Source organism: Mycolicibacterium sp. MU0050, from assembly GCF_963378085.1.
Taxonomy (GTDB): domain Bacteria; phylum Actinomycetota; class Actinomycetes; order Mycobacteriales; family Mycobacteriaceae; genus Mycobacterium; species Mycobacterium wendilense.
In genome coordinates, this window is the sequence record NZ_OY726395.1 from 4705327 (window position 1) to 4719565 (window position 14239).

The following is a 14239-nucleotide window of genomic DNA, read 5'->3' on the forward strand; positions in this document are numbered from 1 at the left end:
CCAGCGGTAACGAATCGACCTATGGACAGGAAGTAGACAATGACGACAGCTCGCATGGTCGAGGCCCGCATGACCGAGGAGATGATCGCGTCGATGCGCTCCAAGAGCGGGATGGAGCTACGCATCGACGAGTGCCGGAACAACGACCAGGCGAATCGGTGGACCATCCTGCGCTTTGCGGAGGGCATCGGCGACACCAACCCGCTATGGACCGACCCCGACTACGCGGCGACCACCAAGTACGGAACGCTCGTCGGTCCTCCGACGTGGCCCTTCTGCTGTTTCGCCGGCGTGCAGTTCGGCTGGCCCGGTCTGGGGGCGTTTCATTCCGGCAGTGACATCACCTTCCACCGGCCGGTCATGGTCGGCGATCGGATCGAACCTCGTTGCATCTATGAAGGTTTCGATGGTCCTGCCCCGAGCAAGTTCGCCGGTAAATCGGTGGTCGACCGGTTCCGCCACGATTACCACAACCAGCGCGGCGAGCTGGTACTCGAAAGCGTCGCCACCTGCGTCCGCTACGAGCGTGGCGAGGCGAAGTCACGGGCCGACAAGCGCCCGGTCACCCTGCCCCACCCGTGGACCGCCGACGAGATCAACGAGATCGAGGCAGCCGTACTCGCCGAGACCTGCCGTGGCTCCGATCCACGCTGGTGGGAGGACGTCGAGGTGGGCGATGAGCTCGATTCGGTCACGAAAGGCCCGCTCGGGCTGACCGACGAGATCGCCTTTGTCGCCTCCGGTGCGGCCCCCATTCCCAGGATTGCGGCCAACCGCGCTTCCCTCCAGCAGTACGCCGCCCACCCGGCGTGGTCCTTCCGCGACCCCGACACTGCGGCCAAGGAGCCGATCTACGCCGTCCACTACAACCACAACGCGGCGCGAGCCATGGGTGTGGCCGCATCGTACGACGTTGGCATACAACGGACTTGCTGGCAGGTTCACCTACTCACCAACTGGATCGGGGATGACGCGTGGCTGTGCCGCGCCAAGTCCGAATACCGTGGATTCGTGTTCCTCTCCGACGTGATCCGCCTCGGCGGACGGGTCACCGGCAAGTCCATAGCCCCGAACGGCGACCACCTCGTCACCGTCGAAACCTGGGCCACCAACCAACGCGGTCAGAACGTCATGCCGGGATCAGCCACCATCGCGCTGCCGACCCGCAACGGGGAGCACCCGCTCCAGCACCGCTTACCAAGCATCTGAAAAGCAGTCCCACTTATCAAGAAAGAGAGCACATCTGATGGGAACTCTGGAAGACCGCGTCATCGTAGTCACCGGTGCCGGGCGCGGCATCGGTCGTGAGCACGCACTCCTGCTGGCATCCGAAGGGGCCAAGGTCGTGGTGAACGACCTCGGTGGCAGCGCCGACGGAAAGGGGTCGGAGGCGGGCCCGGCAGTCGCGGTGGTCGAAGAGATCAAGGCCGCCGGCGGCGATGCCATCGTCAGCACAGACGACGTCGCATCTGCCCAAGGCGCTGACAATCTCATCCGGTCAGCCATCGCCGCCTACGGCAAGCTGGATGGCCTGGTGAACAACGCAAGCATCCTTCGGGACGGCATGGTTTTCAATGTCGATGACGAGCAATGGGAATCGGTGCTTCACGTCGGTCTCAGCGGGACCTTCTACCCCGGCCGCGCCGCCGCTCGGTACTGGCGAGAACTGTCCAAGGCGGGTAAGCCGGTGGCAGGATCGATCGTCAACACGACAAGCGAATCCGGGTTGTTCGGCAACATGGGTCAGAGCAACTATGCCGCGGCCAAAGCCGGTGTGGCGGCTCTGACCGAGGTGTGGGCACGTGAACTCAAGCGATACGGCGTGCGTGTGAATGCCATTGCCCCGCGTGCCGCGACGCGACTGACCGCCCAGGTCGGCGCCGCGGAGAGCACCGATCCTAACGCGCCCATGCATCCCGGCAACTGCTCGCCGTGGGTGGCCTATCTGCTGTCGGACAGTTGCGCCATAAGCGGAGAGGTCTTTGTGGTGTACGGCGGCGTCGTGCACCGGGTGGCACCGTGGACGCTGGACGACAGCTGGAAACTTCGGAAGGAGACACGTTGGGCGCCGAAGGAACTCGCAGATGCGGTCTTCGAGACCGGAATCCCGTCGAAGGCCGGTAGAAACACCGGACTGATCAGGTAACCGCCCTTCGATAGCGGCTATCGGCGCCTTTCGGCAATGAACGATTCACAAAAAAGATGCAGTGATTCAATCGGTGTCCGCAGTGGCGCTGGAGGCGGGCGGCGGCGTCGACAAAGCCCTGGAGTTCTTCGACGAACTGCCGCCGGTGGATGTCGGCACTGGGCTGGTACGGGAAGCGATTCGACAGCCCGGATGCCGTCCATCCGTTGGTGTTCGAAGATCGCCGAGGATTGTTCTGCGTCAACCCGGCCGGACTTTCACTCCGGACGGGGCTGCGACTCGGCCGGCTATTGAACACGCCGACGGCCGTCACAGCGATCCGCAACACGTTGCGGATACGCCGGAGGCAGGAAGCCGTTGGTGCGGCTGCGAATGGTGGAGTATCGGGGCGTCTTGAGCGCAACGATGATCTATGACGCACTTCCGATCAACGATCACTTCCGGCTCATCGACGACGACACCGTGCTCGGTGTGATGGATATGCGAGGTCTCGACCGGCCGCTCATGTTCGTCCTGCGACGCGATGACGGTGACGGGTGACGGCGGGCTTCGGCGCAACTCAGTTCGGTGACCGGTAGACGCCGCGGCCGGTTCCCAGCGGAAGATCCAACGTGGTGCGCAGTCCGGGGGCGGCCGCGACGACGTCGGGAATCGCGTTGACGATCCGGCCGGCGGCGGCCAGGATCGCGGCGTAGTTGTGGTCCCCGCGACTGCTGCTGGGGCAGATGTCGACCGCGTATGACGGCTCGCCGGTGATCTCCAACCGGTAGGAACCGCCGGGCTGCGCCGGTTGCGTCCAGTCCGGGCGCAGGTCGTCCCGCAACCGGGTGATGTGCTCGACCACGACCGCGGAATGCCCGCCGACCATGCCCCGGATCTCGAACCGCAACGCAGCCACGGTGCCCTTCTTGATCCGCCCGACCGCGACGTCGAGATCTTCGGGGGCCGGTTCCTGTTCGACGGAGTCGGTGATCTCGTCGACCTCGATGCCCAGTCCGGCGGCCAGTTGCCGGATGGCGGTGCCCCACGCCAGCGACAGGATGCCGGGCTGGAACAACAGCGGCAGATCACCGATCTCGTTGCCGAACCCCATGACGTCGAACATCACCTCCTTGCCGTCGTAGCTGGCGTAGTCGGCGATCTCCAGGGTGCGGATTTGCTCGATGCGCTGACAGGTGCTGGCGAACGCGAACGGGATCAGGTCGGTGACGAAACCCGGGTCGACCCCGGTGATGAAGATGCTCGAGTTGCCCTGTCGGGCCGCCTCTTCCAGCCGGTCGATGGCCTTGCCCGGCACCAAGCCCCACGGGTACTGCAGGGTGCCCGGTGCGGAGCCGACGACGTTGATCCCGGCCGCCAGCGCGCGCATCACGTCGGCGGTCGCCTCGACGGGGCGGGTGTCGCCCATCGCGCAATACACCAGGCAGTCCGGCGCGGTCGCCAGCGCCGCGTCCATGCCGAGGGTGGCCGTGATCCCGGTGACGACGTCGACTCCGGCGAGTTGGCCCGCGTCCTGGCCCACCTTGTCCGCGGTGGACACTCCGACGGCGGTCAATTCGAACCGCGGATCCTCGATCAGCTGGATCAGGGCCAACCGGCCGCAGTTCCCGGTGCCGATCAGCGCGACGCGGATGGTCATACCTGTCTCCTCACGGTGGCGTTTCCAGGGCAGTATGCGCGGTTCCCGGCAAAATTGGAACAGGTTCTAATTTTGCCCGCGCGGTGCGGTAACCTGTCGCCCCATGGGACGCGTGACCGGAAAAGTCGTACTGATCAGCGGTGGAGCCCAGGGCATGGGCGCCGCGCACGCGCGGATGCTGGTCGCGGAGGGCGCCAAGGTGGTCATCGGAGACATCCTCGACGAACCCGGTTCGGCGCTGGCCGACGAGCTCGGGGACGCCGCCCGGTACGTGCACCTGGACGTCACCCAGGCCGACCAGTGGGATGCGGCCGTCGCGACGGCGGTCGATACGTTCGGCGGTCTGACCGCGCTGGTGAACAACGCCGGGATCGTCGCCCTCGGCAAGATCGGCAAGTTCGACATGACCGAGTGGCAGAAGGTCATCGACGTCAACCTGACCGGCACCTTCCTCGGGATGCAGGCCGTGGTCGGCCAGATGAAGGCCGCCGGCAGCGGGTCCATCATCAACATCTCGTCCATCGAGGGGCTGCGCGGTGCGCCGATGGTGCACCCGTACGTCGCGTCGAAGTGGGCCGTGCGCGGGTTGGCGAAGTCCGCGGCGCTCGAGTTGGGCCGGCACAACATTCGGGTGAACTCGGTGCATCCCGGCTTCATCCGCACCCCGATGACCGAGCACTTCCCCGAGGACATGGTGACCGCCCCGCTCGGCCGGTCCGGCCGGTCCGAGGAGGTCTCGACGTTCGTGGTGTTCCTGGTCAGCGACGAGTCCTCGTTCGCCACCGGCGCCGAGTTCGTCGTCGACGGCGGCCTGGTCACCGACGTCAACCACAAGGACAACGTCTTCTAGCGATCCCCGCCAGCGTGCGTGTCCCCGTTCGACACGCCGAGCGATTTCCGTGGTTTACGCACGCTCGCAACGGATCAGCGGCGCGCCTCGGTGAGCGACGCCCGGTGCTCGGCCGGCGAACCGAACAGCGCCCGGTTCAACGTCGCCCGCTTCAGATACGCGTGCACCCCCGCCTCCCAGGTGTAGCCGATGCCGCCGTGCAACTGCATGGCCTTCCCCGCGACCTGCACTGCCATCTCCCCCGCGTACGCCTTGGCCATCGCGACCGTCCGGCCGACATCGGGGTCCCCGTCCGCGACGGCATCCACCGCCGCGGTGACCAGACGGCGCGTCACCGCGATCTGCACCAGCATGTCCGCGCAGGCATGCTTGACCGCCTGGAAGGACCCGATGGGTCGGCCGAACTGCTGGCGCACCCCGAGGTAGGCCACCGTGTCGTCCAGCATGGCGGCGGCCAAACCGAGGCTGTCGCAAGCCAACCCGAGGTACGCGCGGTTGCGCACCGTCGCCATCCCCGCCGCGGGATCGCCGCTGAACTCCAACAGCTCGACGGGCGCCTGGTCCGCGGATACCGCTGCCAGGGAACGGGTCTCGTCGACCACCGGCTGATCCGAGACGGTCACCTCGGGGGCCTCGGTCCGGACCGCCGCGACGACGACGGTGCCGTCGGGCCGGGTGGCCGGGGCCAGCAGCCACGTCGCGGCGCCGTCGACGACGAACGGGGCCGCACCGCGTAGTCGCGCGTCCGCATCGACGGCCCAGGTCAGCTCCGCATCCCGATGTTCGGCCGAGACGCCGACCGTCACAGCCGCAGTCCCGCCGGCCACCTCGTCGAGCAGGCGATCGCGAAGGTCGCTGGGCTGCAACAGGTTCAGCAGTCCGACGCCTAGCACCACGCCGCCCAGATATCCGCTGCGGGCGACCGCCCGGCCCAGTTCCTCGCAGATGACCGCGGTCTCGCGCACCGTGGCGCCGGCACCGCCGCGTTCCTCGGCGATCTCCAGTCCGGTCCATCCGGCCTGGGCCAGCAGTTCGGTGCCGATCTCCTTGCCGGCCTGCTTACCCAGCAGGTCGCCGGCCACGGACCGCAGTTCGTCGTGGAGTTCACTGAAGTCGACGTCGGTCACTGCACACTCGGTTCCCGCGGCAACCCGAGGCCGCGCTCGGCGATGATGTTGCGTTGGATCTCGCTGGCCCCACCGGGAATGGTCCACTCCCAGGAGCCGATGAAGTCCAGCACCCAGGCGCCGGACTCCCAGCCGCTCGACATCGGTTTGCTCAATACGGTGTGCGCCGCGACCCCGCCGATCTGCACCCCAAAATCGGTCATCCGTTGCAGCAGTTCGCTGTAGAACAGCTTGACCACCGAGGCGTCGGCGGCGCCCGCGGTCCCCGCCTCGCTGCGTTCGACCAGGTCCCGGCACAGCCCCCGCAACCCGGCGATCTCGATCTCGAACGCGCTGACCTGATCGTGCACCGCCGGGTCGGCGTGATCCCGGCAGGCCTCGACCAGCCACCGGAATCCGGCATTGCCCAACCGCTCGGCGAGTTCGAGCATGGTCATGCCGCGCTCGGCGCCCAGGGTCGCCTGCGCCACCTGCCAGCCGCTGTTCTCCGCACCCACCAGGTTGGCGGCCGGGATCTGCACGTCGTTGAGGAAGATCTCGCAGAAGTGCGACTCGCCGATCGCGTTGCGGATGGGACGCACCTCGACACCGGGGCTGCTCATGTCCATCAGGAAATACGAAATACCCTTGCGTTTCGGCGCTTCCGGGTCGGTGCGGGCCAACAGCAGGCACCAGTCGGCGTGCGAGGCGCCGCTGGCCCACACCTTCTGCCCGTTGACCACGAACCGGTCGCCGTCGCGGCGCGCGGTGGCCCGCAACGCCGCCAGGTCCGACCCGGCCTCCGGTTCGGAGAAGCCCTGGACCCAGATCTCACCGTCCAGGATGGCGGGCAGGTGCCGCTGCCGCTGCTCGTCGGTCCCCGCCACCAGCAGCGTCGAGGCCGCGTGGTGGATGCCGACGAAGGCCAACACCAGCCGCGGCGCGTCCTGCGCCGCCAGCTCCTGATACAGCACCACCTGCTCGGCGACGGACATGCCGCCGCCCCATTCGGCGGGCCAGTGAGGCACGGCGTAGCCGGCCGAATGCAGGGTGGCGAACCAGTCCTTCTGGAACGCCACGAACTCCGCCTCGGTCACCGACGCCTGGCGTTGGCGCCAGTCGGTCGGGACGTTGGCCGCGCACCAGTCCCGGACCGCCGCGCGGAAATCGTCCAGGTCGCTCATCCCGAGTACAGCCCCGTCAGCCCGCGCCGGTCGACGCGGTCGGTGAGCAGGGCGCGGGTCGCCGACAGCCCGAAGGGCAGGCGCCGCAACGGTTGGCTGTAGCGGGACAGCCAGGACAGCGTCGTCTCGTCGCAGAACCCGACGGCGCCGTGGAGTTGATGACAGACCCGGAACACCACCTCGGCGGCCTCGATGGCGGCCATCCGCAGCGCCAGCGCGTCGTCGAGCGCCTCGGTCGCGGTGGTGCCCGACGACGGCCCCGCGCTCCACAGCGCATGCTTGGCCAGCACCTCCAGGCCGCCGCGCTCCACCTCGGCGTCGGTGAGTTGGAACTGCACACTCTGGAACGCCGAGAGCGGCTGACCGAACTGCTGTCGCATGCGGACGTGGGCAATGGTCAGTTCCAGTGCGCGATCCAACATTCCGAGCAGGGTCCAGCACGGCAGCACCAGGCCCAGCGCGACGTCGTCGGGCGCCGCGGCGCTCGTCGACGACAGCTCCAGTTCCGCGACGAATCCGGGCCGGGCGGCCGAGGTCCCCGCCACGGTGCGGCTCTGACCGGACAGCGTCACCGCCGTCCACGGCAGCCGCACCCCGAACACCGGGGCCGACGGGTTGGTGTCCGCGACCACCAGCAGACCCGCGGTATCGCCGTCCGTCGGCCGGGACAGCCGCTCCGCGACGGGATACGGCAGCGCCCAGTACCCGGCGCTGCGGCACAGCGCCGCGGCGGCCTCGAGGCTGTCGGAGTCCGCGCGGGGCTCCAACTCCCAGGCGCCCAGGTCGGCCAGCACCGCGCCGACGAGCACCTCCCGGGTGTCCGGCTTGGCCTCGGCCTGCTGCAATAGCTGATCGCCGCCGGCGGCCTCGAACGCCCGCAGCGCCTGCCGGCCGAACTCGTCGGCCTCGGGACTGAGATCGAGGATCATGACGCCGCCAGCAGGGCGCGGGACAGCAGGATGCGTTGCATCTCGATACTCCCGGACGACACGGTGGAGGCCTGCGAGTACCGCCAATGGTCCTCGACCTCCTCGCGGAACCGTCGCACCGGCGGTGCGTCGACGTCCGCGGCCGCGATGATCTCCATCAGCACCTCCGCGCTGTCCTGATCCAACTTCGTCACGGCGATCCGGTAGCCGGAGGCGTCGCCGGGCCGGACCTGCCCCTTGCTCTGCAACGCCACCAACCGGTACGCCAGCAGGCGCGCCCGACGGCAGTGCACGAGCATCCGAGTCCACCTGGCGCGCAACTCATCCGGCAACGCGTCCCACGCCGGCCCGAGCGCCTGGGGCGCATCGTGCAACAGCTTCTCGCAGCGGGCGTACCGCGCGATCCCGACCCGTTCGAACGACAGCACGTCCTGCACAATCGACCAGCCGGCGCCCACCTCGCCGAGCACGTCGGCCTCGGTGACCCGCAGGTCGTCGAAGAACACCTCGTTGAGATGGTGCGGCCCCATGATGCAGCGGATCGGACGCACCTGGATCGCCGGATCGGACATCGGCACCAGGAAGATCGTCAGGCCCTTCTGCTTCTTGTCCTCCTTGGAGGTGCGCGCCAGCAGGAAGCACCACTGCGCCATGGTCGCGTACGACGTCCAGATCTTCTGCCCGCTGACCAACCAGCCGTCGCCGTCGCGGCGGGCCGTGGTCCGCAGTGAGGCCAGGTCGGAACCGGCCTCGGGCTCCGAAAAGCCCTGACACCAGATCACTTCGCCGTTGGCGATCGGTGGCAGGTGACGCTGGCGCTGCTCGGGTGTGCCGTGCCGCATGATGATCGGCCCCACCCAGTTGACGCCCATGTACTGGGCGCCGCGCGGCTCGTGGTGCGCCCACATCTCCTCGCGCACCACGGTCTGCTCCCACACCGAGGCGTCGCGGCCGCCGTACTCCTGCGGCCACGACATGCACAGCAGGCCCTGCTCGGCCAGGGTTCGGCAGAACTGTTGGGCCGCTGCCAGATCCGCGGGGTTGTCGGTGAATGCCCCCATGAAGTCGTCCGGCAGGTGCTCGGCCACCAGGCTGCGCAACTGACCGCGCAGCGCCGTGGCCGCCGCTCCCATTTCGAAGTCCACTGTCGTCTCCCTATCCCGAACCCAGTGCGGGCTCGGCGTCACTGTCGGGTGCCAGCGCTGCGGTGTTGCGCACACCCAGCTCGTCGAGTACCGCCGCGGTGTCGGCGCCCAGTTCCGGGGCCGGGCCCCGGACGTGCCCGGGGGTCCGCGAAAACCAGGTCGGCACACCGGGAAACCGGACCGGGCCGTGCGGCGTCTGCACCGTCTCGAACAGCCCGACGGCGTTGAGGTGCGGATTCTCGAACAACGCATCCGGCGTGTGGATCGGTGCGGCCGGGATCTCGAGTTCCTCGAACAGCGTCAGCCACTCCTCGGTGGTGCGCTCCTTCAACGTCTCGGCCACCAGACCGTACACCTTGTCGATCTGCTGCGCCCGCCGCTCCAGCGTCGAATACAGCGTCGGATCCTGTTCAACCCAGCACGGCCGGACCGCACCGACGAACGCGTTCCAGTGTTTGTCGTTGTAGATCAGCGCGGCGATGTGGCCGTCCTTGGTCTCGTACGGCCGGCGGTTGGGGGCGACGGTCCGCGGGTAGACCGCGGGCCCCAGCGGCGGGTCGAACATGGCCCCGTTGGCGTGCTCGACGAGCATGAACGAGGCCATCGTCTCGAACATGCTGACCTCGACCTCCTGGCCCTCACCGGTCCGTTCGCGGTGGAACAGCGCCATCATGGTGGCGTACAGCGCGGTCAGGCCCGCCACCTTGTCGGCCATGATGGTGCCCACATAGTTCGCCTCGCCGGTCAGCTGCTCCTGGACCGCGGGCAGCCCGCATTCGGCCTGGATGGTGTCGTCGTAGGCCGGGCGATCCGCCGCCGGCCCGCGGCGGCTGTAGCCGTAGCAGTTGGTGTAGATGATCTCCGGATTGATGGCGGCCACCTCGGCGTAGGAAAACCCGAGATTGGCAATGGCCTTGGCCCGCATGGAGTGGATGAACACGTCGGAGGACTCGATCAGGGCGCGCAGAGCCGCGGTGCCCTCCTCAGTGCGCAGGTCCAGTACGGCGCTGCGCTTGCCGCGGTTGACGTTCACGAACACCCCGCTCATCCCGGGGGCGGGCCCCACCGAGATGAATCGGGTGTTGTCCCCCTGCGGGGGTTCGATCTTGACGACGTCGGCGCCCATGTCGGCCATGATCTGCGTGCAGTACGGGCCCATCACCATGGCCGTGAGATCCACGACCCGCACGCCGCTCAGCGGCCCGGCGGCGGTCATGGTTGCACCGCCTCGGCGGCCATCCCGAAGCTGTGACGGATGTGTGCGTCGTGCCCGCCCGGGACCACGGGGAAAACCAGCGGGTCGGCGGTGTCGCGGATCTCGGCGAGGTTCGCGGCAACGTCCTCGATGGTCCACGAGGGCCGGTAGACGCCCCGGGTCTCGCCGATGTAGGCGCGCGCGACGCGGCCGGCCAGCGCCACCAGGATCTCGCCGGTGACAGAACAGCTTTCGTGCGCCAGCCAGCCGACGGCCGGGGCGACCAGTTCGGCGCCCATCGGCGGGTAGGCCGAGGTGTCGATCCCCTCGGCCATCCGGGTGACGGCCGCGGGCACCACCACGTTGCTGATCACGTTCGACGCCGCGCCCTCCAGGGCGGCGACGTTGGACAGCCCGAGCACACCGGCCTTGGCGACGGCGTAGTTGGCGACCTCGTGGTTGCCGTACAGACCGCCGATCGATGAGGTCAGGACGATGCGGCCGTAGCCCGCCTCGACCATCTCGGCGAACGCCGGGCGGACCACGTGGAAGGCGCCGCGCAGGTGGACGTCGACGACGGCGTCGAAGTCCTCGTAGGACATCTGCGCCAGCGGCGCCCGGCGCACGTTGCCCGCGTTGTGGATCAGGATGTCGATGCGGCCGAACTCCCGCAGGGCGGTGTCGATGATCGCCTGGCCGCCCTCGGCGGTGGCCACCGACTCGGTGCTGGCCACGGCCTGCCCGCCGGCCGCGACGATCTCGCCGACCACCGCGCTTGCGGGTCCGGCGTCGGCGCCGTCCCCGGTCAGCGTGCCGCCGACGTCGTTGACCACCACCGTGGCCCCGCGCGCCGCCAGCAGCATCGCGTACTCCCGGCCCAGACCGCGGCCGGCGCCGGTGACGACGGCAACGCGATCGTCGAAGCGCAAGGTCACCGCAGTTCCAACCCCGCCAGGTCGCCGTTGTCCCGCCACCCGGCGATGAGGTCGCCGAAGGCGTAGAACCCCGGTGAATAGAAGTCGCCCAGGAAGGCTCCGTTGCGTTCCTGGCCGCCGCGGCCCTCATTGTTGTAATAGCCGGGCGTGCAGGACAGTTCGAACGCCGAGTTGTCGATCGACAGTTCGCGGACGGTGGCCACCCACTCGTCTTGCCCCTGCTGACTCGGTTCGACCAGGGTGGCACCCCGCTTCTGGGCCTCGGCGATGATGTAGGCGATGTGCTCGGCCTGTTGTTCGAACATCGCCGTGGTGTTCGCCGACACGCCCCCCTGGATGAATCCCATGAAGAACTGGTTCGGGAAGCCGCGGCTGGTCATCCCGTGCAGGGTCTTGTAGTCGTCGCGCCAGTGCTCGAACAGGGACAACCCGTCGCGCCCCACGATCTGGTCGATCGCGAAGCGGCGGCTGATCTCGGTGGAGATCTCGAATCCGCTCGCGAAGATCACGCAGTCGACCTCGTACTCCTGTCCGTTGGCGACGATCCCCTTCTCGGTGAGTCGTTCCACGCCTTTGGATTCCGACACGTCGACCAGCGTCACGTTGGGCCGATTGAACGTGTCCAGGTACTGCTCGCTGGAGGTGGGGCGCTTGCACATGAAGCGGTAGTAGGGCTTGAGCGCCTCGGCGGTGACCGGATCCGCGACGATCTCGGCGACGCGGCGCCGCAGCCGCTCCATGATCTTGTAGTCTTCCTCCTCCCGGAAGGCCATGATCTGTTCGACCGTCACCGACGCCGGGTCGGGACTACTCGCGATGCGGGCGGTGAGGTTGCGGCCCAATTCGGTCCAGAAGTCGCAGACCAGATCGGGCTCGCCGAACACGACTCCCACGAACGGCGACCAGTTGTGGAAGTTGCGTTTGCGCTCCTCCTGCCAGCCCGGTTGCAGCGAGGCCGCCCACTTCGGGTCGGTCGGCGGGTTGGAGCGGGCGTCGACCGAGGACGGGGTGCGCTGGAAGACGAACAACTCCTTGGCATCCCGGCCGAGGTGCGGGACCAGCTGGACGCCGGTGGCGCCGGTGCCGACCAGCGCGACCCGCTTGTCGGCCAGCTTGTGCAGGCCGCCGTCGGCAGTTCCGCCGGTGTAGTCGTAATCCCAGCGTGCGGAATGGAACACGTGCCCGCCGGCCGCCCGGTAGTCCTTGATGCCGGGGATCCCCGGCAGCTTCGGGCGGTTGTAGGAGCCCTGCGCCATGACCACGAACCGGGCGCGGATCTCGTCACCGCGGTCGGTGTCGATCCGCCAGCGCTGCAGATCGTCCTCCCAGCGCAGTTCGCGCACCTGGGTGGAGAACAGCGCCCCGTCGTACAGGCCGAAATGCTTGCCGATGTTGCGGCAATGGTCGAAGATCTCGGCACCGTCGGCGAACTTCTTGCTCGGCATGAAGCCGAGTTCCTCGAGCAGCGGGATGTAGCAGTACGCGTCGTTGTCACACTGAATGCCCGGGAACCGGTTCCAGTACCACACGCCGCCGAAGTCCCCGGCCATCTCGATGACCCGGATCCCCTCCACCCCGGCCTTCTTCAGATGGGCGCCGGCCAGCAGACCCGCGAACCCGCCGCCCAGGATGACGACCTCGACATCCTCGGTGATCGGATCTCGTTCGACGCGGGTGGTGTACGGGTCCACCTCGTAGAAGTCGGCGAAATCGCCTTCGAGTTCGAGGTATTGATCGCCGCCCTCGGGCCGCAGTCGCTTGGCGCGCTCGGCCGCGTAGCGCTCCCGGATGGCCGGGATGTCGATGTCGGTGGGGGTATCGGTGGGCCCGCAGCCGGCGGCGGATTCGGTCGAGGTCATGCGCTGACGCCCTCGGGCAGTGCGGCCGGATGCAGCGGTGCCGGCATCTCGTGCACCGCGGGCAGAACCTCGGCGGCGAACAGGCGGGTGCTTTCCATCGCGTCCTCGTACGGCATGGTGCCGAACTGCGGGACGATGGTGACCTCGGAGAACGAGCACGCCTCCTGGGCGGCCTTGAGCTTTTCGAACACCTGCTCCGGCGTGCCGATCAGCAGGTTCGACGCGTGATATCCGGGCGGGCCGCCCTTCTTCTGGTCACCGGTGACGGCCGAGGCGAGCACCGCGGTCGCGGTGGCCTCCCGGGCGGCGTAGGCCTCGTATCCCTTGACGCCCTTGAAGTTCGACGCGTCGGCGAAGCCGTAGTGGACGTTGACGTCGCGGTTGGCCGTCCAGATCCACTCCTCGGTGAGGGCCGCCATCCGGTCGTCCTCCTTGGCGGTGCAGTACATGAACATCACGTTCTTGGGCTGACAGGGCTCCAGGCCCTCCTCGGCGCGGAAGGTGTTGACCTTCTGCACCTCGGCGCCGGCGTCCCAGATCGGCTTGTTGCCCACGAACAACGGGACCATGCCGCGCCGGGACAGGATCTCCAGCGACTCGGCCGTCGACGACGAGCTGTAGATCCGGTCGTACAGATCGGTGCTGATGGGCTCGGGGCGCAGCGACATCTCCGGGAAGGAGAAGATTTCACCGTCGTAGGAGAACCGCTCGCCGCTGAAGGCGAGCTTGAGGATGTCCAGGGTTTCGTTGAAGCGCTGCCGGCTCTCCTCGCGAGGCACCCCGACCGCGTCGAACTCTCCCTTGGAGACCCCGCGGCCGATGCCGATGGTGTTGTACCGGCCGTTGGAAACGATGTCCAGGTAGGCGATCTGGTGCGCCAGTCGCACCGGATTCCACCACGGCGCGACGGCGACGAAGGTGCCCAGGCTGACCCGCTCGGTGCGGCCGGCGAAGTACGTCAGCGCCTGAATCGGGTTGGGGGTCATGCCGTACGGGGTGCCCTGATGCTCCGGGAACCAGATGCCGTCGAAACCCAACGGCTCGGCCAGATCCCCGAGGGCCAGCGCCGCCTGTACGCACTGGTAGTCGGGCGTCTCCGGGGGTGTGCTGAAGTTCCCGGCCATGACGCGTTCCCAGTCGCGGGAGTTCTGCGCTCCGGTCCCCAGATTGACTTTCATTTCCTTCTCCTTCGTGGTGATTTCGGTGCGCTCAGCGGCGGTGAGCTCACCCCAGCGCACCGAAATCGCGTGG

The 14239-nt window shown here is 68.0% G+C and carries 14 protein-coding genes; 5 read left to right on the top strand and 9 right to left on the bottom strand.

The annotated features are described in order from the left end of the window. Positions 1 to 54: 54 nt before the first annotated feature. From R2K23_RS22460 to R2K23_RS22475, 4 genes are all read left to right on the top strand, one after another. Positions 55 to 1209 (top strand): FAS1-like dehydratase domain-containing protein, encoded by a 1155-nt coding sequence (locus R2K23_RS22460; protein WP_316512725.1) that lies wholly within the window; start codon positions 55 to 57, stop codon positions 1207 to 1209. 37 nt (positions 1210 to 1246) lie between these two features. Beyond that, entirely contained in the window at positions 1247 to 2146 is a 900-nt protein-coding gene (locus R2K23_RS22465; protein WP_316512727.1) for an SDR family NAD(P)-dependent oxidoreductase, read from the top strand. 149 nt (positions 2147 to 2295) lie between these two features. Further along, complete coding sequence (locus R2K23_RS22470; protein ID WP_316512729.1) at positions 2296 to 2562, top strand: GXWXG domain-containing protein; 267 nt, start codon at positions 2296 to 2298, stop codon at positions 2560 to 2562. After that, the gene (locus tag R2K23_RS22475) at positions 2507 to 2686 is read left to right on the top strand and encodes a DUF4334 domain-containing protein (RefSeq protein ID WP_316512732.1); all 180 of its coding nucleotides are present in this window, start codon (positions 2507 to 2509) and stop codon (positions 2684 to 2686) included. Before R2K23_RS22470 ends, R2K23_RS22475 begins: the two co-directional genes overlap by 56 nt. A 19-nt stretch (positions 2687 to 2705) precedes the next feature. Here the strand turns inward: R2K23_RS22475 and R2K23_RS22480 are convergent, their stop codons facing one another. Next, positions 2706 to 3785 (bottom strand): NAD(P)H-dependent amine dehydrogenase family protein, encoded by a 1080-nt coding sequence (locus R2K23_RS22480; protein WP_316512733.1) that lies wholly within the window; start codon positions 3783 to 3785, stop codon positions 2706 to 2708. Positions 3786 to 3888: 103 nt separating this feature from the next. Here R2K23_RS22480 and R2K23_RS22485 point away from each other — a divergent pair, with 103 nt between their 5' ends. After that, positions 3889 to 4635 carry a glucose 1-dehydrogenase gene (locus R2K23_RS22485; protein WP_316512735.1) on the top strand — a complete coding sequence of 249 codons (747 nt, stop codon included), beginning with the start codon at positions 3889 to 3891 and terminating at the stop codon, positions 4633 to 4635. Between the two features lie 74 nt (positions 4636 to 4709). Here the strand turns inward: R2K23_RS22485 and R2K23_RS22490 are convergent, their stop codons facing one another. Genes R2K23_RS22490 through R2K23_RS22525 form a run of 8 tightly spaced genes read right to left on the bottom strand, consistent with a single transcriptional unit; the run spans position 4710 to position 14166 of the window. Next, a complete protein-coding gene (locus R2K23_RS22490) occupies positions 4710 to 5762 on the bottom strand; it encodes an acyl-CoA dehydrogenase family protein (RefSeq protein WP_316512737.1) in 1053 nt (350 codons plus the stop codon). Beyond that, positions 5759 to 6925 (bottom strand): acyl-CoA dehydrogenase family protein, encoded by a 1167-nt coding sequence (locus tag R2K23_RS22495; protein WP_316512738.1) that lies wholly within the window; start codon positions 6923 to 6925, stop codon positions 5759 to 5761. Before R2K23_RS22495 ends, R2K23_RS22490 begins: the two co-directional genes overlap by 4 nt. Beyond that, a complete protein-coding gene (locus tag R2K23_RS22500; RefSeq protein ID WP_316512740.1) occupies positions 6922 to 7854 on the bottom strand; it encodes an acyl-CoA dehydrogenase family protein in 933 nt (310 codons plus the stop codon). Before R2K23_RS22500 ends, R2K23_RS22495 begins: the two co-directional genes overlap by 4 nt. After that, positions 7851 to 8999: an acyl-CoA dehydrogenase family protein gene (locus R2K23_RS22505; RefSeq protein WP_316512742.1), complete on the bottom strand. Its 1149-nt coding sequence runs from the start codon at positions 8997 to 8999 to the stop codon at positions 7851 to 7853. The genes R2K23_RS22500 and R2K23_RS22505 overlap by 4 nt, the downstream gene beginning before the upstream one ends. Positions 9000 to 9009: 10 nt before the next feature. Continuing rightward, a complete protein-coding gene (locus tag R2K23_RS22510; protein ID WP_316512744.1) occupies positions 9010 to 10215 on the bottom strand; it encodes a CaiB/BaiF CoA transferase family protein in 1206 nt (401 codons plus the stop codon). Further along, the gene (locus R2K23_RS22515; RefSeq protein ID WP_316512746.1) at positions 10212 to 11129 is read right to left on the bottom strand and encodes an SDR family NAD(P)-dependent oxidoreductase; all 918 of its coding nucleotides are present in this window, start codon (positions 11127 to 11129) and stop codon (positions 10212 to 10214) included. Before R2K23_RS22515 ends, R2K23_RS22510 begins: the two co-directional genes overlap by 4 nt. Continuing rightward, on the bottom strand, positions 11126 to 12988 hold the full coding sequence (locus R2K23_RS22520) for a flavin-containing monooxygenase (RefSeq protein WP_316512747.1): 1863 nt from the start codon (positions 12986 to 12988) through the stop codon (positions 11126 to 11128). Before R2K23_RS22520 ends, R2K23_RS22515 begins: the two co-directional genes overlap by 4 nt. Further along, positions 12985 to 14166, bottom strand: coding sequence for an LLM class flavin-dependent oxidoreductase (locus tag R2K23_RS22525; protein ID WP_316512749.1), 1182 nt, complete (start codon positions 14164 to 14166; stop codon positions 12985 to 12987). The genes R2K23_RS22520 and R2K23_RS22525 overlap by 4 nt, the downstream gene beginning before the upstream one ends. Positions 14167 to 14239 lie beyond the last annotated feature (73 nt).

Excerpts from the sequence above, each read along its gene's own strand:
- R2K23_RS22460 (WP_316512725.1), top strand. The coding sequence starts at position 55 with ATGGTCGAGGCCCGCATGACCGAGGAGATGATCGCGTCGATGCGCTCC.
- R2K23_RS22465 (WP_316512727.1), top strand. The coding sequence starts at position 1,247 with ATGGGAACTCTGGAAGACCGCGTCATCGTAGTCACCGGTGCCGGGCGC.
- R2K23_RS22470 (WP_316512729.1), top strand. The coding sequence starts at position 2,296 with ATGTCGGCACTGGGCTGGTACGGGAAGCGATTCGACAGCCCGGATGCC.
- R2K23_RS22480 (WP_316512733.1), bottom strand. The coding sequence starts at position 3,785 with ATGACCATCCGCGTCGCGCTGATCGGCACCGGGAACTGCGGCCGGTTG.
- R2K23_RS22485 (WP_316512735.1), top strand. The coding sequence starts at position 3,889 with ATGGGACGCGTGACCGGAAAAGTCGTACTGATCAGCGGTGGAGCCCAG.
- R2K23_RS22495 (WP_316512738.1), bottom strand. The coding sequence starts at position 6,925 with ATGAGCGACCTGGACGATTTCCGCGCGGCGGTCCGGGACTGGTGCGCG.
- R2K23_RS22500 (WP_316512740.1), bottom strand. The coding sequence starts at position 7,854 with ATGATCCTCGATCTCAGTCCCGAGGCCGACGAGTTCGGCCGGCAGGCG.
- R2K23_RS22510 (WP_316512744.1), bottom strand. The coding sequence starts at position 10,215 with ATGACCGCCGCCGGGCCGCTGAGCGGCGTGCGGGTCGTGGATCTCACG.
- R2K23_RS22520 (WP_316512747.1), bottom strand. The coding sequence starts at position 12,988 with ATGACCTCGACCGAATCCGCCGCCGGCTGCGGGCCCACCGATACCCCC.
- R2K23_RS22525 (WP_316512749.1), bottom strand. The coding sequence starts at position 14,166 with ATGAAAGTCAATCTGGGGACCGGAGCGCAGAACTCCCGCGACTGGGAA.